The following is an 18,628-nucleotide window of genomic DNA, read 5'->3' on the forward strand; positions in this document are numbered from 1 at the left end:
GCCGCGGGCGACCCGCACGACGTCGTCACGGAACTCTCGGGGGTAGGGCTTGGGCACGGTGGCATCCTTCCAGCCCGCCTCAACGGCAAGCCAGCTCAGGTGTCACCAGTTGGTGCAGCAGACCCCCTTCCCCGCCCACGTACACGCCTTGGGGCCGTCATTGCCGCTGCTGGGTTGGGCGGCGGTGGGTGGCTTGGTGCTGGCCGGCTGGCCGGGATTGGTGACGACGACTTTGCAGTCACCCCCGCCCGACGGGCAGGAGGCCGGTGGACCAGCCGCCGCGGACGCGGCCGTACTGAAGGTCGTCGCGGTCGGTGTGATCAAGACCAGGTACAGCAGCAGGGCGGTCCCGGGCCGACTTAACATGGTGTCTTCCTCTCTGCGGTTATCGTCGAGATCAGCCACTGCCCGTTGGCGTACTTCTCGGCTCGAGCCCGTACGAGATACCGCTGGAGCTGGCCCGGGGCAGAGCGTGACTCGCCGGTGGCCTTGTCGATCGTTTTGGACCCGTTGTTGTCGAAGCAGTCGGTCAGCACGACGAAGTGCGGGATACCGGTGAGGTTGACGTCGGTGACGCTGACCGTGTGCTTGGGCTTACCGGTGACGATCAGCCCGTCATCGGCTAGTTCCTTCAGATAGACACTCGCCTCTAGGCGTAGTGGGGAACCTGCGCCCTTGAGCGGCAGGTCCCTGGCCGGCTCGGCGGCGGCAGCGGCATAGGCATCCTGGTAGGCGTTGTAGGCCTCTAGCGCCAGCGCGGCGGCATCCCCGTGCGCCCGGTTACGCGACGGTGACGGGGAGGCGCCGCCGGTGGCCGGCGGCGGGGTCGCCTTGTTGCGGGGCCACAGGATCACCGCCGCGGCGATCACCGCCAACAGCACGATGAGAGCGGCGGCGGCGACGAACACGGTCTTACCGGTGTAGTCGCCGGCGCTGGATTGGGGGTGGGGGTCGGTGGTGGTGGGGGTCTCGTCGGCCGGCAGGGGTGAGGGCATCAGGGGGCCTCTTTCGCAGGTTTGCTCATGAGTGCTGGTCGGACATCTGCCAGCCCTTGTAGACGGGGACCGCTCATGGCGTGGGTCCCTTGCCGGTCAGGCAGGCGTCGGCCGGCGCGAGTTCGGGCAGTGTTGTGGTGAGGTCGGACCACAGTTGGGCGTGGGCGCGGGGAAGGGGCAGGTGTCGCCACCGGCGGCCGGCCATCAGCCACCCGCCCAGCACTGCCGCGCCTCGCCGGTCATTGGGCAACGGGCCGAGCACCCGCACCGCCTCCCAGTCCCCGCCTACTTGGGCGACGGTGTGGGTGGACAGGATGTCGGCGACCTCCGCCGCCGGATACAGGCTGCCGTGGGCCAGCAGAATCCGCAGCCGACCCCCGGCCGCCTCCATTAGCGGCCCCATCGCCTCGCGAAGGTGCGCCAACTCGTCAGGACGTGCGCGGACCACGACCAGCACCGCGTCAGCGAGGCGGAGCAGCGGCCACACCGGGGATCCGAAGTCCAGCCGGCCGCAGTCGGCCACCACCAACCGGCCCGCCTGAGCCAACACCGCCGGCCCGGCAGCGGTCAGCGCCGGTAGTACGGCCCGGGCGTGCGCCCCACCCGGCGGCGCCGGTACCGCCGGCACCACCACGTCGTTGAGTACGACATCCTGGATTACCGACGCGCCTGCCTGCATGAACATGTCTTGCGCGCCGGTTGTGGCCTGAGCGGCAGTAGTCAGGTCCATCAGGTTGGGGGTGGCCGCTAGTTGGTGGCGTCGGATCAGGTCCCCGCCGGCCGGATCACACTCGACCAACACCGCGTTGCTGCGCGCGGGGGCGAGGGCGGCCAGACCGAGGGCGGTCGTGGTGCACCCGGGCCGGCCCTTGACATAGGTGAGCGCCAACAACGGCATCCTCGCTCACCCTCCCCGCACCGCGCGCTGCATCAACACCACGGCACCGGCCCCGGTCAGGTGCGGGGCGTCGCAGGGGTCGATCAGCAGCGTCACCACCGCCGGGCCTGGACCGCCACTGGGCAAGTCCACGCCTGCGAGCACCGCACGGACGCTTACGGGCGCGGCCAGGCTGTCGGTGTTGACGGTTCCGGCCGGCCAGCGTCGGGAGGGCTGGGTGTTGTTCGTGGCCACCAGACGCAGCCGCCGGGTACTCACCGCCCACCACCGGTGGCCGCTGGCTGCCGGGTCAGGTCCGCGGCCAGCTCATCCAGGGCCCGCATCAGCGGGGTGTGCCGCCACTTCTTGTGCGGCTTGCGTTCCCCGGCCAGCATCCGTGCGGTGGTTTCGTCGTGCGGCAGAGGTCCCCACACCGGTGGGCACAGCGACGGCAGACCCGCCTCACGCACGGCGGTGTGGACGCTGTCGGTCACCTGCGCCGGTCGGTAACCGCCGCCGCCTGCGCACAGCACGATCGTGAGCCGGCCACCCACGGCAGCAAGTAGTTCTGGCAGCAGGCCGTGTAAATGGGCGAGGTCACCGAGCCGGCCACGCATCATCAACACCATCCGGTCGGCGGCCTCCATCAGTGGCCACGCCGCGGACGCCGGTGACACCCGCCCAACATCAGCCACCACCGTCACGTCCGGTTGACGTAGGACCCGCCCTCGGCCGACGGCCACGACAGCGACCGCGGCCACGGTGCGGGAACCCGCCGGCGGCGCCACGATGGCCGACACGCCCCCGCCGGCAGGCAACCGCCGGGTGAACCGTTCCAACACCGCGGCGTCGACGCCGCTCACCAGCGTGCTGGTCTGGCTGGCCAACTCGACCAGACCGGGGGCGATAGGCACCCGGAAGTTGGAGGCCAGATCCCCGCCCGAGGGATCGGCCTCCACCAGCAACACACGCGCACCGGCAGACAGCACCGCCGCCAAGCCCAACGCGGTGGTGGTGACGGCCGGCTGACCCTTCAACGATCCAACTGTGATCAACACGAAAACTCTCCTAGAAGGTGGTGCCCAGGACTTGCAGCCGGCCTCGCCCCGAGGCCAAGGGCGAGACAGCCGGCGATGGCAGCGAGGATGAACAGCACAGACCGACCAGCGGACAGGGCTTGCCTACGAACCCCCCGCCCAGCGACCGGCACGCAACAGCGGGGCCGTGACGGCGTCAACATGAGCCAGCCGGGTCGATGAGCAACTGGGTGACCACCCACCGCCCACCACGCAACTTGACCGTGGCGGTGGTGCGGTGCCGCCCACCCAGTGCGTCCGCCGAGCCGGAGCTCGCCGGGCCGAAACCCGGCCCTGGCCACCACCAATCCCGGGCGTCCACACAGTCCGAGATCGTCACCGACCTCGGAGCCTGCGACGGCTCAACCCGAATGAGGTCAGGGGCCAGCTCGACGCTGCCTCGCACGAACCGCCGCTGCCGGCGGTGGGCCCGCACCGCCTCAACGACAGCCTCCAACGCCTGGTCCGCCGCGTACCGACGCACCGCGGCGTGGTCCGGCTTCGCGGTGCGAGCCGCAGTCGCCAAGCCGGCCCACATAGCCCGGTAGGCGTCGACCGCCGCCTGCTCCGACGGTGACGCCCACCGCGCGATCACCGAAGGTGACGGAGCCGCAGAGGCAGGAACCGGCTTCGTGGGGCTCCGATCACAGCCGACACCAGCCGCGACTGACACAAGCACAACAGGAACAAGAACAGGTCGATGAGCGAGCATGGCATCCCTCAAAGCAGCGCGAGGACTCACGGCTTGCACCCGCGCCGTGGCCGAAACCGAGGTCTACTTTCGACGTACACGGGTGTATGTAACACCCGCTCTACCGGTTCTCGCAACCGCCACAACTTCTCGACGTAGGCGTATGCGGTGAACATCAACTTCGATTTTTCTGCCTTAAGGCGAGTAGATCGAGGAGCCCACGTGGGGCGTGCAGGTTCACCATCAGACCACCGCGCACCCCACTGAGGCCGTCTACGTACACAGCCTCAGTCCCGACGCGGCAGTCCGACCTACCGCGGCCTGACTGAAGGGCGAACGACGCGCCACACAACGTCGCTGCTCACACACGGGCCGCCCAAGTCCCACGCCCGCTCGTGCCACATCCCCCGCTGCGGCGAACAGGGCCGAGATCTAGCGTCCAAGCTGGGCAGACTCGAAGCCTCACACAACGGGCCTAAAGCTGCAGCGGACGGCAGCGGCAGCCGCGACCCGCTTTGTGAGGCCGCTCATAGCGGCCCACCAACCTGTGAAACCCGCGAGGGGTGTCATGGTCATCAGACATGAGACGTGTCACGATTTCGGCTGCCAACAGTCGGGAAAGCGACAGTGAACTCGCCTCAAACGTCGGCGTTTGCCCCATATCTCCGAGCGCCACGCAAAGGACGCGGCCACTAACGCGGACCTGCGCGAAAAGATGATCTTCTAGACTGTCCACTGCATACACCCGGAGATGCATTCACTCTAGGAGGTGGGAGCACTGACCTACCAGACATTGGACATGCTCAGGCCGATCTACCGACGCAAGTGGAGCCGATCGATTCTCAACACTCTCGCCGATGGACCCAAGCGCTACACCGACCTGTCCACCCAGCTCACATTCGAGTCCGGCGAACTGGTCCACAGCCAGACCCTGACCGACACTTTGAGGATGCTCACCGACCTCGGCTTCATCACCCACCGTGACAGCGACCAAGCGTCTGTGTACGCGCTGACGGCCGACGGCGCCCGACTGACCAAGATCCTCACCCAACTCGACGATCTTGTTGCCAGCGACAACGACCGCCGGGCCGCCGCCAAGCGCAGCCCTCCGAAGACGCCCACCTGAGGGCACCAATCGGCACCGCCGCACCCACGCCCAACACCGCCCAGTTGCCGTCACGGCGTCCCTCACATGCCACCACCCACAGCGCAAGGCGACCCCAACGGAACTCGCCTACGCCGGCCAGTAGCCGATGAGACAGTCGACGCGCGTAAACTCCAGGTTCTGACATGCGGTTCACAGGCAGTTCCGCCACGGCTCGTGCAGCCTGCAATGCCTTCCAGAGGGGCACTCCGATGTCTCTGGCCCTCGGCATACCACCTGGTAAACCCTCGCCTGCGTTCAGCGACGTTCAGGTAGGAATATTTTCGGTATCCGGGCAAGGCGTGCTACAACATTGATCATCCAACCCCGACCCTGCGAGGAGCATCCTTCATGGCACGCCAGACCATCACAGTACTGACCGACGACCTCGACGGCGGCACCGCCGAGGAGAGCATTACCTTCGGCCTCGACGGGATCAGCTACGAAATCGACCTGTCAGCTAACAACGCCGGCAAACTTCGCGAGACACTGCAGGCATACATCGAGAAAGCCACCCGGATCGGTCGCGGCGCCATCACGCCCAACAACCGCCGCCGCAACAGCCCCAGCGCAGGCACCGCAGCCAAAGACCGAGAGCTGAACAAATCCATCCGGCAGTGGGCACAGCAGGAAGGCAAACCGCTGTCCGGACGCGGCCGGATCCCCCAGACCATTGTCAACGAATACCTGGCGTCCCACTGATTTCGGTGGCGGGAGCGTCCCATGAAGGGGGCTCTGACTCACATTCGGTGGTAACGCTGAGCGACCGAGTCGAAGTCCCGTAGAACTCTGGCCTTTCAACTGATCCGCCCGAATTGGAGCAACTCACTGGTGTGCTCCGGCGCATCGCCGCTCCTGTCTCGACGAGGTCTGAATCGCCACCGACGGCCGTGGCTGAGCGCGCCGTAGCCGACATAACGCGACCGCCCCCGGGCCTGGAGTGAGCGCGACGGGTGTTCACAGCCCCTCGAAACCACCCTGCCGGGCGGTGCTGGGTGATGTAACCGCGGCTGTCGTGCTGCCATCCGCGGCGGTAGCCGACGCCAGGCCCGGTACGTCGATGCCACCCGCTACACGGTGCGTCGTGATGACGACGAGTACGACTTCGTCGTTGGTGCTGAAGAAGGAGGGCCTGGAGGACCTGCGAGAGCTGACGGCCCGGGTCCGCATGGGAGATCTGGCCTCCACGCTGAACGCGGCCTTGAAGCGGTTCAGCATCGGGATCGGGACGTTGGCCGAGCGGTCGGCGTCGGTGTACTCCGTAGCGTTCCTGCATCTGTACAACCACATAGTCGAAGAGGCCACGGTGCGGCACTGCGCGAACGAGCCGTGCCGCAGACCGTTCGTACGACAGCGGGGACGCTCCGAGTTCGGGCACAACCGAACGGCGGGAGTCTTGTACTGCTCACGCGAGTGTGCCCGCGCCCAGGCCCAACGGGAACTTAGGCGCCGACGTCGCACTCAGCAGCCATGACGTCAACCCCGCGAGTCAACCAAAGCGGGGGAAGTCCCATACCCCGGTTTCCCGGCTGGTCGGGTGCTGGTTTCGGCCTGGTGGTGGGCCTGCTCCCGGTCGGGTTAGGCGCCGTGCGGTTGGTCACCCGATCGGCGGCACGATTTCCGCCATCTTTGCCGTTTGTATAGCATTTGCGGGTCTTGGTGGTTGTGTGAACGGAGTTTCTCAGCGTGCGACTGTCCGCTATCTACTCGGTCCGGCGTCACTGTCGGCGTGCCGGCGCCGCGCTTTTGGCTGCCGCGACCGTTCTGGCGGTGGCTCACCCGTCGGCGGTCTCCTCCGCTGCTGCTGCTGCGGGTGTTGAGGGCACTGGTGTCAGCTTCGTCCGTGAGCGCGCTTTCGTGGCGAGTGCTCCGGTGGAACAGGTCATCGACGTGACCGGTGATCGGGATCCTGATCTGGTCGCGTTTTCCGGGTCGGGTGTGCAGGTGGCTGTGGGTCGGGCGGGTACCGCTTTCGGTGCCTGGACGAGTGTGGCGATGGGTGCTCGGCCTGCTGGTTTGACTGTCGTGGACTTCAACGGTGACGGCGATCCTGACCTGTTGGCGCCGCAGCGCGGCAGCGCCAGTGTGGTTGTCCGGTACGGGGCGGCCGGTGCCACGTTCGGGGCGGCTGGGAGTATCGCTATGCCGTATCCGGTCTGGGAGGTGGCGGTCCTTGACGCGGACGGCGACGGCCGGCGTGACCTGGCGATCACGAGTGTCAACGAAAACCGTGTCACCATCCTGACCGCCTCGGCCACGGGTTTCACGGCCGGCGCTACGTTCGAGACCTTCAACCAGGCCACGCGGCTACGGGTGGGTGACCTTAACGGTGACGGCGACCCGGACCTGGTCTATCTGATGCAGTCCGGTCTTGGTGGTCTCCTTGGTGGGGAGGGCGCCACGTTCCGGGCCGCGCCAGAGCAGACGCGGTTCAACGAGGCGTACCGGGTGGAGCTGGCAGACTTCAACGGCGACAACCTGCCCGACGCTGCTATGTCCGGCGGTGAGGAGGGCGGACACGTCGACGTCCTGCTCGGCGACGGTGACGGCACGTTCGGGGACAAGGGCGACACGACACTCAACGGTGACGGACGCAGCGGCAGCCGGGCGCCGCAGGTCGGTGACCTCAACGGCGACGGCCACCTTGACGTCCTGTTCACCATCGGCGACGACCTGATGTTCCGGCTGGGTGACGGCGCCGGGGGCTGGGCGCCGACGGTCCGTACCGGCAACCGCGCGGGCCAGCCCCGAGTCGGTGACCTCGACGGTGACGGGCGAGCCGACCTGGTCCTGTCCACCAGCAGCGGTGTAGTGGTCTACCGCAGCGGGCCCGGAGTGCCCCGGCAAGCGCCGACCATGCTGCTGACCAAGGCGAGCTGCCACACCGACCGCGTCGCGCAGCTGGGCCTGAACGTGACCGACCCGGACAGCCCCTACAGCGACCTGGTCCTCACCGAGCAGAACACCAACAGCGCCCTGCTCCAGCCCTCAGACATGCACTGGCGCCGGGCCGAGTCCGACCACTGGATCCTGGTCAGGCTCACCCCGACCGGCCAGGGCGCCGGGAACCTGAAGCTGACCGCCTCCGACGACGGCCGCACGGCCACACTGACGGTCCACGTCCAGGCCGGCGGCCCCAGCACCGACCGGCTGACCGGAACCGATGACCCGGACCTGCTCTTCGGCGGCGCCGGCGGCGACACCATCGACGCCCGAGGAGGAATCGACGCCATCTGCGCCGGCGACGGCGACGACGTGATCGCCGCCGGGCAGGGCGCCGACTACGTCACCGGCGAAGTCGGTAACGACCGCGTCAACGGAGGCCCCGGCGACGACCACCTGCAGACCGCGACCGGCGACGACGTCGTCGACGCCGGCCCCGGCAACGACACAGTCCACACCGGCACCGGCAGCGACCGAATCACCGGCGGCCCCGGCAACGACCAGCTATCAAGCGCCGAAGGCGACGACCGGCTAACCGGCGGCACGGGCGCGGACGCATTCAAACCCGGCCCGGGCCGGGACACCGTCACCGACCTACACCCCGGCGAAGGCGACACCCTCGACGGAACCCTCCCCTAACCCCAACCCCGGCCCCCTCCGCGAATGATCACGGCCCGAAACCCGGTGGGCTCAAGCCACCACACGGTTCCGGGCCGTGATCACCCAACGCCCTCCCGCACGCGCTACCCGAGGCAGGCCTGGTCGATGTCGCCGCGGTCGGCTTCTTTCCCGTCGGCGGAACCGGCTGCGACAGGTTGGAGGCCGCCACCATCCGGCATGTCCGCGCCGAGCTACTCGCCGGTGGCCTCGCCGCGACGCTGACGTCGACGCGCACCTGGCCGCGATTGAGGCATGCGAACTCGACCTTGCCCTCGCGCCGCTGATCTCGGCCTGGAGCGATCGCCTACCGAGGCCGCGCTCACCCATCACGAGTAGACGCGACCCACTTGAAGCCCGGGGTACCGGTCAGTCTTCACCGTGGTGGTGGCCTCGCATCGCGTGTGGTGGTCCCAGCCGCTGCGGCCGTCCATCCGGCTGGGGCGCCGCATGCGGCCCCGGCGGGTCCGGCAAGCAGTAGGCCAGCCACGGCGCCGCCGAGTGCGGCCAGGGCTTGGCGGCGGTCGACCTCGCTGGCGGCCAGGGTCCAAGCGACCAGTTGCTGGACCGCGACCGCCACCACCGCGGCGATCAGTCCGACCTCGACCGAGGTAGTGAACGCCGCGAGTACCAGTACTGTGGCGCCTACCGCCAGCCCGTAACGTGGGACCAGCGCTGCCACTGCGATCAGAACGCCGAGCCGGGCAGCACCCTCAATATCGAGGGTGTCGGCCAGGGCGTAGCCGCCCACGCCGGCGGGGGCAGCTCGTAGTGACACCGTGACGCCGGCCATAGTGGACCCAATGTGCCTCCTGAATAGCGTTCCAGGTGTACGGCGGCACAGACAGCGACTCCATCGCAATCGACGTCAGCGCACGAGTCCTCGACCGCGACGACACCGACCGAGTGGCCTTCACACTCCTGCCGTAACGAGCCGATGCGAAGCCTGGGCCATTGGTCGACCGATACGCCTTGTCCCGTCGGTCGTTGACCTGGTTGCCGAGGGCTCACCTGACAGGTCACATCTGACTACGCTCGGTGGTCTGCGGCTACCGTAGAGTCGAGCGGAGGTGGCCACATGGGTCGGCGGGACCGGTGGAAGCGGCGGTTCTCTCGTCGCTTCTGGGCAGTCGATGGCGCCCTGGCCGAGGGTTTGACAGGGGCGGGTGGGGCGGCGCTGGTGACCGCCCTAGACGGCTTGCTGTGCCGCCCGTACGGGTTGGGGCGGCATCGACCGTTGCCGGTTATCACCCTACTCGCCCCCGAGTCGACCGCCGTTGACTCGTGCCCGGGCATCGCGTCGCCGCTGCCGGCGCTCGCCGACCGGATGAGCCGACGGCCGCGCATTCCGATGGCATACCTGCGGCCACCGGCGGCAGCCCCCGTGTCCGCCAGCGCAGATAGCCCCAGCGACGAACCGTCGACCGTGGCTGTGCCTAACTTCCTGACACCTGAGGCGGTGTTACGCGTGACCCTGCGCGCCGCGATCGCCCGGTTGGCGAAGTCGGGTCTAAGTTTCCGCCATGTCGAAGCGTTGGACCGGCTGCTGTGCCATGTCGACGGAGTGCCCGATGCGCGCGGCAGGGAGTTCCGAAACCCTGCCGAGGCTGTGCGTCACCTCCCCGGCGATGGGTGGTTCGCGGCGGTGGTAGATGCGGCGAAGCAGCCTGGTGGATGGGCGAGCTTGCTGGCCGTAGTGCCGTACCTGCACAGCTGGTGGGCCGACCGGTCCCCGCAGCGCCGCTGGCTGGACAACTACGCCTTCCCGGGTCTGCCGGAGCGCGGCCTGCCGCACCTGGCCGCCGCTCTTGCGCCGCGCCGCCGGTTCGAGGACGTGGCCGGTCTGCTGGTCGCGGCGTTCCTCAGCGACCTGCGCCACGCGTACCGGTGGCGTCGCCTGGCATATCCGGTGCTGCTGGTCGACGGTGACGCACACCCCGCTCTGGTGGATACCATCGCCCAGTGCCGGATGACCCCGACGCCGACCCGCCGACAGGGGCGGGACCGGATCCAGCAGGATCCGCTGCTGGTGGTGGAGTTCCGCCGCCGCCGCTCAACGGACCCCCAACCCGCCCACAGCAGCCGCGCCGCCCACCGGCCGCTCGTCGAGGTTTGGCCGGTAGGGGAGGTGGAGGCCGAGCTGCGGGCTTGGCGACGGCGCTGGGCGGCCGCCCAGCCGGCGGCCCGGCCATGGCGGGTCTTCCTCGAGATGTCGGCCGGTCGGGCAGCGACCTGCGCGGGCGCCGGTCCCCTGACCGTCTTGCAGAACCTCGGCCTCCCGCGAATTCGCCGGCCTATCACCTCGGTGGCACTGGTGCTGCTGCTGGTCACTGCGTCTGCGGCGAAGGTGGTGGACAACTCATTCTTGGGCTGCGGTCCCTGGTGGCCACCGACCAATCCGAGCACCCGTCGGATCGGCGGCTACCCCGGCGAGTGCGTGGGCCTCACGTCGGCGGCGACGCCGTTCGACCGCAGTGAAACGTCCGGCACCGAGGCGGAGACGGTGCCGCCGCCCGGCCGCAGCACCGAGGACATAGAGGGTGACAACCGGGATCTGACCGACGTGTTGCGCAAGATCACGGCGAACAATGACAGGATCCTGAGACATGAGGAGCGGGCCCGCCGGTACGTGACTGTGGTGTACCTGAGCGCGATAAATATCGCCGGAAACGGCGACGACCGGCGCTCTACCGTCGAGGAGTTGCGCGGTCTGTTGATCAAGCAGGACCAGAGCTTGAACGCTCGTCCGGTGCGGATTCTGTTCGCCAACACCGGGGACCAGGCAACGTACGCGCCGTACGCCGCCGACCGGATCGTGGCGGCCAAGGACGCTGAGCGCATCGTGGCGGTGGTCGGCCTGGGAATCTCGCTACAGCCAGCGCTGGATGCCCGCAACCGGCTGACCGAGGCCGGCATCCCGGTGATCGGCACACTTGTGTCGGCCTCCGCGTTCGTGGAAGGCGCCAGCGGCTTGTACCACCAGGTCGGGCCGACCAATACGCGCATCGCAGAGGCGGTGACGTACCGGCTGCTGGTCATGGCGAACACGCCTGCGGTTGCGGGGAAACAGCAGTCGGGTCAGCCACCACGGAAAAAGGATGTGCTGGTCGTATATCGCGCTGAGGCGGCGGACCTCTACAGCCGGGACCTGGCGGAGAAGGTACAGGCCGCGATCCAGACGGCGGCGATGGACGGGGACTTCAAGTTGGAACCCCACCCGCAGGAGTACCAGGATGACCAGGCGGCGGCCGCGGGGGAGAAGGCGTGCGAAGCGGACCTGGTGTTCTTCGGCGGCCGCAACAACCAGTTTCCGGCATTCCTCAAGGGCATGAAGAATGCCGGTTGCGGCGCCAAGCAGGTGGTGGCCGGCGACTCGATAGCCCGCTCCGTCTTGGACAACGATCTGCAGGATTACAAGAACCACGTCGTCGAGTACGTCTCGACCGGCACGATGCTGGCCCGACGCGCCGGCTGTCAGGACGATTCGACCAGGTTCTCAGCCCAGTACCGGGATCTGTTTCGGAAGATGGTCGACGCCGCGCAGGCCTGCAAGCGGTTGAACGACGGTCAGGCGATGCTCGCCTACGACGCGTTGACGCTGATCGTCGAACAGCTACCCGCCCTGACGCCGGAGGAGTGGACCGGCGGGTTCAGCCTGGACTGGCTGCCGCAGGCCTGGCACGTCACGGCGGTACCGGGCGCGCAGCTCGACCACTGGCGCCGCCTGCTGGGCGACCGGCTAGGCGACGCCAGCCTGGTCGGTCTATCCGGACGGCTAGAATTCCGGCCGGGCAGCGCGGCAATGCGCGACAAAGAAATCGTTGTCATCAGCGCCCACGGCGCCGTCCCCATGAAGGTAGCCGCCTTCTGCGGCACTGTCGTCAACCCGCCGAAGCGAGCCGACCGGCGACAAAGGCCCGACACGTCCCTGCGGCCCCAGCCAGGGACGCGGTGGGGCTGCAAAGAGGGTCCTCCCCCGCGGTTGTAATGCTGGAGACTATCCAGTGGGACCCACCAGCGGCGAAAGGTGGGCTTGACGGCAGAGATACCCGCCGGGCACTCCTAGCGCCGCGCTAGGCGGACATGGACACCTGCGGGCACGCCAAAATCGCTCAGTTCTCACTCTCACGAGGGGGTTCGGATGGTGATGATGTTCGTCGACACGCAGAGATTTGACGCCCGAACACCCGCCAGTTGAGGTACCCGGGCCCGGCAGGCGGCGGCACGAAGAACTTCCCGCGATAACGTGGCTGGCAGGGGGAGTGTCCGATGAAGGGCTCTGGTTCACATTTGGTGGTAACGCTGAGCGACCGAGTCGAAGTCCCGTAGAACTCTGGCCTTTTCAACAGATCCGCCTGAATTGGGGCAACTCACTGGTGTGTTCCGGCGCATCGCCGCTCCTGCCTCGACGAGGTCTGAATCGCCACCGACGGCCGTGGCCCCTACATTTAAGACAGTGACAATCCGTTACCATCGAATGTGAGCCAGAGCCGGTAATGGCTCTGGCGCAGAAGCGGTGGTGACGTTGGTCCCTTGTGGCTGGTGGTGATACGGAAGGCTGACGGCGGTGTGGTCTTGGCTTGGTCAAAGTCCTGCTTCCGGAGCTGTCGTCGCTGGTCATCCGTGATGTGGTCGCCCAGGACGGGGTCGTGAGGGTGCTCGCGCGGACGCGGGCGCGGCCGGTGGCGTGCCCGCTGTGTGCCCAGCGAACGGCGCGGGTGCACGCCTATCACCGCCGGCAGATCGCCGCCCTGCCGGTAGCTGGTCGCAGCGTCGTGGTCGACGTGCAGGTCCGGCGGCTGCATTGCTTGACCGAGCACTGCCCGCGGCGAACGTTCCGGGAGCAGATACCGGAACTGGCGGACCGGTGGGCGCGGCGGACTCGGGGCCTGAGTGCGCTGGTCGGTGACCTCGCGGTCGCCGTGGCAGGCCGGGCTGGTGCGGCAGTGCTGCAGCGTCTCGGCGTCCGAATCTCACGCTGCACTGTGCTGCGCGTGCTGGTGGGCTTGCCGCTGCCCGATCAACCGGCTCCGGCGGTGCTGAGCGTTGATGACTTTGCGCTGCGTCGTGGCCGCCGGTATGCGACGTTGCTGATCGACGCGGTCACCCACCGCCGAGTCGAGGTGCTGCCCGACCGTAAGGCGGACACCCTGGCCGCCTGGCTGCGCGAGCATCCCGGAGTGCAGGTCGTATGCCGGGATGGGTCCGCGGCGTATGCCGAGGCGATCCGCGCCGGAGCACCCCAAGCAGTCCAGGTCACCGACCGTTGGCACCTGTGGGCGAACCTGGCCAAGGCAGTCGAGAAGACCTTGATCGCCCACAGCGGCTGCTGGCGCGACGGCCCGGTCCGACCTGACCAGCGGCTCGATGAGCGCATCCGCGACCGCCATCGGGCCGTCCACGCGTTGCTCGGTCAAGGCCACGGCCTGCTGGAATGCGCCCGCCGCCTCGGCTGGGCCCTGAACACCGTGAAGCGCTACGCCCGCGCGGCATCGGCCGAGGATCTGAAGCGTCCGCCGCGCTACCGCGCCACCCTGGTCAACCCGTTCCGGCGGATTCGGCACCGTGCTGGCCGCCACGTTCCTGGCCACTGATGCCGAGCCCAGTCGGCGATGGCCTGCTCGTCTCGTTCAGCGGCCCGTAGCATCGGCTGCTGCACGCTCCAGCCCATCCGTCGTAGCACCACCGACACGGTGGCGACGCTCAGCTTGAGCCGGAACAACCTGCCGGCCACGGTGGCCACCCGCGCCAGCGTCCACCGCTAATCCTCCACCCAGCCCGACGCCGCCGGACCCCGCACCAGCATCTGTTCCAGCCTGCGCATCTGCTCTGCTGACAGACACCGATCCGGGCAGGAGGCCCCTTCGACAACACAGCCCGCTCACCACCGGCGACCCACCGCCGCCGCCAGGCGTACGCCGACTTCGTCGACACCTCCAACGCGGCAGCCAACTCCAACACCGTCAACCCGCCAGAAAACATCGCCGCGGCGCAATCACCCGAACCAGCGAAGTTGAATACGAACAGATCCTGACCTCATAACCTCAGTCATCGGTGTTCCGGCGCACCGGATCGGTCAGCGCGCTAACCGCCACGGACCGCTCCGATGTGGTGGGCGCCACGTTCCGAGGAGCGCTCTGTCGGCATCGCCCACGGCCGGTCGACCTTCCTTACTAGACTGCGCGGAACGCTCAACGATGACGGCCGATCCGAGAGGGAGCACAGTGGCTCGCGACGACAGCATCGTGGTTCTGACCACCCGGGAACGGGAATGGTGGTGGAGCATGCAGGAGGTCGTCCCGGCCCTCGAGGGCGTCTGGGAGCACATCGGTCAGTCCACGAATGAGACGGTCCGCATGCTCTGCGTACCACTGGCGGCCGAGGTGGAGGAGTCCCTACGGGCAGCTGCGCCGCAACCGAACCGCATCGTCATCACGTCCGTGACTGCCGAGACCGAACGGATCGCACTGTTACTGCGCGTCCAGCTGAAGGTCGATGCGCCGATGACCATCTACCTCTGCGGTGACTCGACCGAGGGCTTCGACTCGTTCGGTGCGCTGGTCGAGGTCCTGACCGAACGGGACGCCATGATCGTGTCCAGCGAGGCGGACGCGGCGGCGACGCGTTGCTGCTTCCCGAAGGCACAGGTCTTCGCGTTGCCGTTCCCCCTGATCGACCGGTTCAAGCTGAACAGCCAGCCGAGCGACCGACTGCTGACCTCGGGCCGCCTGGCCTACGTCGGTCGCGTCTCCGAGCAGAAGAACCTGCACACGTTGCTACTCGCGCTATGGGTCCTGCGCACCATGGCCGGGCGTAATCTGGACCTCACCCTGGACGTCTACGGTGGTGAGGACAATCTCGGTAGCCCCAACATGGGCCTCACCTTTCCCGGTTACGAAGCCTTCCTCCGTGACCTCGTCGAACGGCTGGGCCTGACCGATGTCGTGAGGTGGCACGGCTTCCGACAGCGCGACTGGCTGTTCGAAAACGTGCATCTGCGGCCACACATTCTCGTCTCACCCACGCTGCACTCCGACGAGAACTTTGGTACGTCCGTGCTCGCGTCCCTGGTCAACGGTCACCAGGTGATCGCAACGGCGTGGGGCGGTCATGTCGGTTTTCAGGACTGGTTCCCTCATCAGTTGACGACGGTGCCTGTTCATCGGTCGACCATGGGGCCGGTCGCCGATCCGGTCGAGTTCGCCCGGGCGATACTGTACGCGGTGGACAGGCTGCCGGGGTTCCTTGTGCCGGAGGCGGACCTCGAGCGGGCACGAGCCGCCTTTACCCAAAGCGCGTCGGCCGAGCGCATTCTCCACCTTCAGTACGGGCCGTCCGGGCGCACGGCCCTATTAAATATGTCGTCAGCGATGCGGCAGATTCGGCAACGGCGAATGGCGCTCGACAACCGGCGGAAGATTTATGAGGGCTACCACGACCCGCTCGTGCAGCCGTTCTTCGAGGCCTACGGGATGAAGGAGCCGATCGTCTTCGACGAGCGCTGCCGATACTTCCTTCCGCCCTGGATCACGCTCACCGCCGACGCGCTGCAGATCGACGATCCCCACCGGGGGCGGCACATGCTTGAGCTTCGGGGACCGGGCGCCACCTCACGGGACGTCGCGCTCTGTCCCACGCTGGAGAGCTGCCATCTACCCGGTACGCTGATCGAGGACCTAGTGCTCAAGGGGTACGCGTTCGCCACCCCGTCGCAGGTTGTCTCAGGGCACGCTCCGGCCGTGGCGACGGGCACTGGTTTGCTGGCGACTGCGGACTGATTGGCTACGCCGGGAGAGTCACCGGCTAGGTCATCACGTAGGACGCTCACCACAGTAGATGGCACTTCCCGAGCGCGCAGGCATGGCATGATCGGTGCTCGCGCGGGCGTGCTCCGGAAGGTCAAACGTCCGTGGGATGGTCGGCGATGACCAGACGGCGGAAATGTGGGGGCGCTTCACCTTTCGGCAGTACGACGAATAGCGCCGTCGCACGTTCGCCCAAGCTCTGCAGCTTCCCCCGATCAGCCGGAAGGATGTTAGGCGTGCCGGAAACTCACTACATCGAAGGTAGCGGCTGGCGGACTGGTGTGCTGGTGGATCCGGATCCCCGTCCTGTCACCGCGCCTAAGTTGATGCCGACCCACGGCGAGTACCCCATCTACGACGCCACGCTATACGACCCGATGACTACCGATACCGAACGCACTTGGCGGTTCCGAGAGGCGCTGGAGCGGTACGCACCAGACCGCGTGGTGCTCGACATCGGGACGGGCTCGTACCTGTTCTGGGCCCGGGAGAGCCTTCGGGCGGGCGCCGGACGGGTGATCGCCATGGAGACGATGCAGGGATCGTATGACGCGGCGTCGCGGGCCCTGGAGTCCCTCGACGACGGTGACAGGGTGACGCTGCTGCACGGTGAGTCGACCACGCTCGTCATCGAGCAGAAGGCAGAGCTGTGCGTGGCAGAGATCATCGGCTCGCTTGCGAGCGCTGAGGGAGCGGCGGCGGTTCTGGCGGACGCCAAGCGCCGCCACCTGACGCCGGACGCGGCCATCATCCCGGACGTGTGCTCCACCCGGGCCGCTGCGGTGAGCTTCGCCGGTCTGTTCGCCGGCCGGGTGCCTGCGTTCTCACCCGACGCCCTGCCTCAGCTGCAGCGGATCTTCGACTGGAACGGGGGGCCGTTCGACGTACGGTTGCGAATCGCGGATCCCGCACCGGACGGCATTATGTCCGACCATGCCGCGGTGGAGCGCCTCGAGTTCAACGGTAATCTTCGAGCGGAGCAGGCGTCCCAGGTCCGGCTCACCATCGACAGGCCCGGTGTCGCGGATGGGATCCTCACCTGGCTGGTGATCCAATGCCTGCCCGACCAGAAACCTCTGGACGCGCTGCGGGACCAGACGAACTGGGCGTCCATCTATCTGCCGCTGTTCGATACCGGTGTGCCCGTGACCGCCGGGGACACGGTGGACCTGAGCTTCGGCTCGGTGCTCAGCGAGGACGGCGTCCACCCGGACTACCACATATCGGCGGAGCTGCGCACGGCTCACGGAGTGCACCGCGCCGAGCACGCCTCTCTGTACCAGCGTGGGGGGCGGCACAGTCACCCTCTTTACCGGACACTGCTGCCGTAGCGGCACCTGCTTCCGCGGCAGAAGCCGTTACGGTCACTGACCACGCACTATCAGGCATCGAGGCACACCACCGAGTACATGTCCGGCTACTGTGTTCAATATCTGGTCCAACGAACAGAGACGGGGAGCTGGCAATGTCGCAGAACAAGATCTGGCGACCGGCTATCGAATTCAATCTCACCGAACACTGCAACCTCAGCTGCACCCACTGCGACCACGCCTCGTCCGTGATGCCACCCAGGTTCGCGGACCTCGCGTCCTTTACCCGGGACATCGAGGCGCTGTCCCACACCTTGGAGGCCGCTGAGTTCAAGTTCGTAGGCGGCGAGCCGCTCCTGCACCCCGAGTTACTGGACTTCCTTAAGGTGGCTCGTCGCGTCGGCATCGCTCGTCGGTTCATCCTCGTGACGAACGGCGTTCTGCTGCACAAGGTGCCGGACGAGTTCTGGGATCTCATTGACGGCATGTGGATCAGCATCTATCCGGGTGTGCGGAACCGCTTCGACTGGGACTGGGTCCAGCAGAAAGCCGACGAACATAGGATCTTCGTCTGGCGCAAGGAGACGCCGGAGTTCGCCCAGCGGTCTCTCATCGCGGAAATCCGCAGCGAAGAACTCGTGCAGATGGTCTTCGACAATTGCGACCTCGCCCACCTGGAAAGCTGCCACGCAGTCTACGAGGGCCGGTACTACATGTGCGCGCCGTCCGTCTGGACGGAGCCGAGGCTGGCGCTTCGAGGCGTCACCTTCAACAACCGACAGGTCGACAGCGTCGCGCTCCACGACAACCCCAACCTGCGCGACGAGCTGGACGAGCTGATCCGGCGTCGACAGCCCTTGGAGGCATGCCGATACTGTCTGGGATCGTGGGCGCGGAAGACACCGAACAAGCAGCTCACGATCAAGCGTGCCGCGGAGTTCCTCCGGCGGGAACCGGAAGACCTCGCCGACCTCGTCGACCCTGAACTCCTCGTCCCGCAGCCGTTCCTGAAGGAGAACGGGAACACGGCACGCGTCGTCGTCGACCAGGCGTAAGGGTCGCGCACGCGAGCCAACACGCGGCCGCCGGCCAGCCCTCTCCGCCGAACCGGGGCAGCGGCATGAGAACAG

Annotated in this window: 14 protein-coding genes and 2 pseudogenes; 9 read left to right on the plus strand and 7 right to left on the minus strand. The window is 67.4% G+C overall.

Annotated elements, in window-relative coordinates; genetic code table 11:
* Positions 1–359: 359 nt before the first annotated feature.
* The 4 genes from IEY75_RS19895 to IEY75_RS19910 all read right to left on the minus strand — a co-directional run bounded on the left by IEY75_RS19895 (position 360) and on the right by IEY75_RS19910 (position 2,909).
* Positions 360–995 (minus strand): hypothetical protein, encoded by a 636-nt coding sequence (locus IEY75_RS19895; protein ID WP_189115921.1) that lies wholly within the window; start codon positions 993–995, stop codon positions 360–362.
* 73 nt (positions 996–1,068) lie between these two features.
* Entirely contained in the window at positions 1,069–1,893 is an 825-nt protein-coding gene (locus tag IEY75_RS19900; protein ID WP_189115922.1) for a hypothetical protein, read from the minus strand.
* 6 nt (positions 1,894–1,899) lie between these two features.
* Positions 1,900–2,151 carry a hypothetical protein gene (locus tag IEY75_RS19905; protein ID WP_189115923.1) on the minus strand — a complete coding sequence of 84 codons (252 nt, stop codon included), beginning with the start codon at positions 2,149–2,151 and terminating at the stop codon, positions 1,900–1,902.
* Entirely contained in the window at positions 2,148–2,909 is a 762-nt protein-coding gene (locus IEY75_RS19910; RefSeq protein WP_189115924.1) for a CpaE/TadZ family protein, read from the minus strand. The genes IEY75_RS19905 and IEY75_RS19910 overlap by 4 nt, the downstream gene beginning before the upstream one ends.
* A gap of 1,499 nt (positions 2,910–4,408) precedes the next feature.
* Between IEY75_RS19910 and IEY75_RS19915 the strand changes: the two genes are divergently transcribed.
* The 4 genes and pseudogenes from IEY75_RS19915 to IEY75_RS19930 all read left to right on the plus strand — a co-directional run bounded on the left by IEY75_RS19915 (position 4,409) and on the right by IEY75_RS19930 (position 8,365).
* Entirely contained in the window at positions 4,409–4,765 is a 357-nt protein-coding gene (locus IEY75_RS19915; RefSeq protein ID WP_189115925.1) for a winged helix-turn-helix transcriptional regulator, read from the plus strand.
* A 369-nt stretch (positions 4,766–5,134) separates the two neighbouring features.
* Positions 5,135–5,485 (plus strand): histone-like nucleoid-structuring protein Lsr2, encoded by a 351-nt coding sequence (locus IEY75_RS19920; protein WP_189115926.1) that lies wholly within the window; start codon positions 5,135–5,137, stop codon positions 5,483–5,485.
* A gap of 430 nt (positions 5,486–5,915) precedes the next feature.
* Positions 5,916–6,257: pseudogene (locus tag IEY75_RS21430) on the plus strand (hypothetical protein); the annotation flags it as partial.
* Between the two features lie 212 nt (positions 6,258–6,469).
* Positions 6,470–8,365 carry an FG-GAP-like repeat-containing protein gene (locus IEY75_RS19930; RefSeq protein ID WP_189115928.1) on the plus strand — a complete coding sequence of 632 codons (1,896 nt, stop codon included), beginning with the start codon at positions 6,470–6,472 and terminating at the stop codon, positions 8,363–8,365.
* 394 nt (positions 8,366–8,759) lie between these two features.
* On the opposite strand, the gene IEY75_RS19935 is transcribed toward IEY75_RS19930, so the two are convergent.
* Entirely contained in the window at positions 8,760–9,134 is a 375-nt protein-coding gene (locus IEY75_RS19935; protein WP_189115929.1) for a hypothetical protein, read from the minus strand.
* Positions 9,135–9,461: 327 nt separating this feature from the next.
* On the opposite strand from IEY75_RS19935, the gene IEY75_RS19940 reads away from it, so the two are divergent.
* Together IEY75_RS19940 and IEY75_RS19945 are read left to right on the plus strand one after the other, a co-directional pair.
* Positions 9,462–12,371, plus strand: a complete 2,910-nt coding sequence (locus IEY75_RS19940; protein ID WP_189115930.1) for an ABC transporter substrate-binding protein — start codon at positions 9,462–9,464, stop codon at positions 12,369–12,371.
* Between the two features lie 667 nt (positions 12,372–13,038).
* Positions 13,039–13,935 (plus strand): annotated as a pseudogene (locus tag IEY75_RS19945) (ISL3 family transposase); the annotation flags it as partial.
* Here the strand turns inward: IEY75_RS19945 and IEY75_RS21525 are convergent.
* On the minus strand, positions 13,905–14,135 hold the full coding sequence (locus IEY75_RS21525) for a helix-turn-helix domain-containing protein (protein ID WP_373290310.1): 231 nt from the start codon (positions 14,133–14,135) through the stop codon (positions 13,905–13,907). The pseudogene IEY75_RS19945 and the gene IEY75_RS21525 overlap by 31 nt on opposite strands.
* Positions 14,087–14,365 (minus strand): hypothetical protein, encoded by a 279-nt coding sequence (locus IEY75_RS21530; RefSeq protein ID WP_373290309.1) that lies wholly within the window; start codon positions 14,363–14,365, stop codon positions 14,087–14,089. Before IEY75_RS21530 ends, IEY75_RS21525 begins: the two co-directional genes overlap by 49 nt.
* A 242-nt stretch (positions 14,366–14,607) precedes the next feature.
* Between IEY75_RS21530 and IEY75_RS19955 the strand changes: the two genes are divergently transcribed.
* The 3 genes from IEY75_RS19955 (at position 14,608) to IEY75_RS19965 (ending at position 18,553) form a co-directional block, all read left to right on the plus strand.
* Positions 14,608–16,161, plus strand: a complete 1,554-nt coding sequence (locus tag IEY75_RS19955) for a glycosyltransferase (protein WP_189115933.1) — start codon at positions 14,608–14,610, stop codon at positions 16,159–16,161.
* A 263-nt stretch (positions 16,162–16,424) separates the two neighbouring features.
* Positions 16,425–17,519, plus strand: a complete 1,095-nt coding sequence (locus tag IEY75_RS19960) for an SAM-dependent methyltransferase (RefSeq protein WP_189115934.1) — start codon at positions 16,425–16,427, stop codon at positions 17,517–17,519.
* Positions 17,520–17,653: 134 nt separating this feature from the next.
* Entirely contained in the window at positions 17,654–18,553 is a 900-nt protein-coding gene (locus IEY75_RS19965) for a radical SAM protein (protein ID WP_189115935.1), read from the plus strand.
* Positions 18,554–18,628: the final 75 nt, after the last annotated feature.

The sequence above is a fragment of the Pilimelia terevasa genome, from assembly GCF_014647915.1.
Lineage (GTDB): Bacteria > Actinomycetota > Actinomycetes > Mycobacteriales > Micromonosporaceae > Pilimelia > Pilimelia terevasa.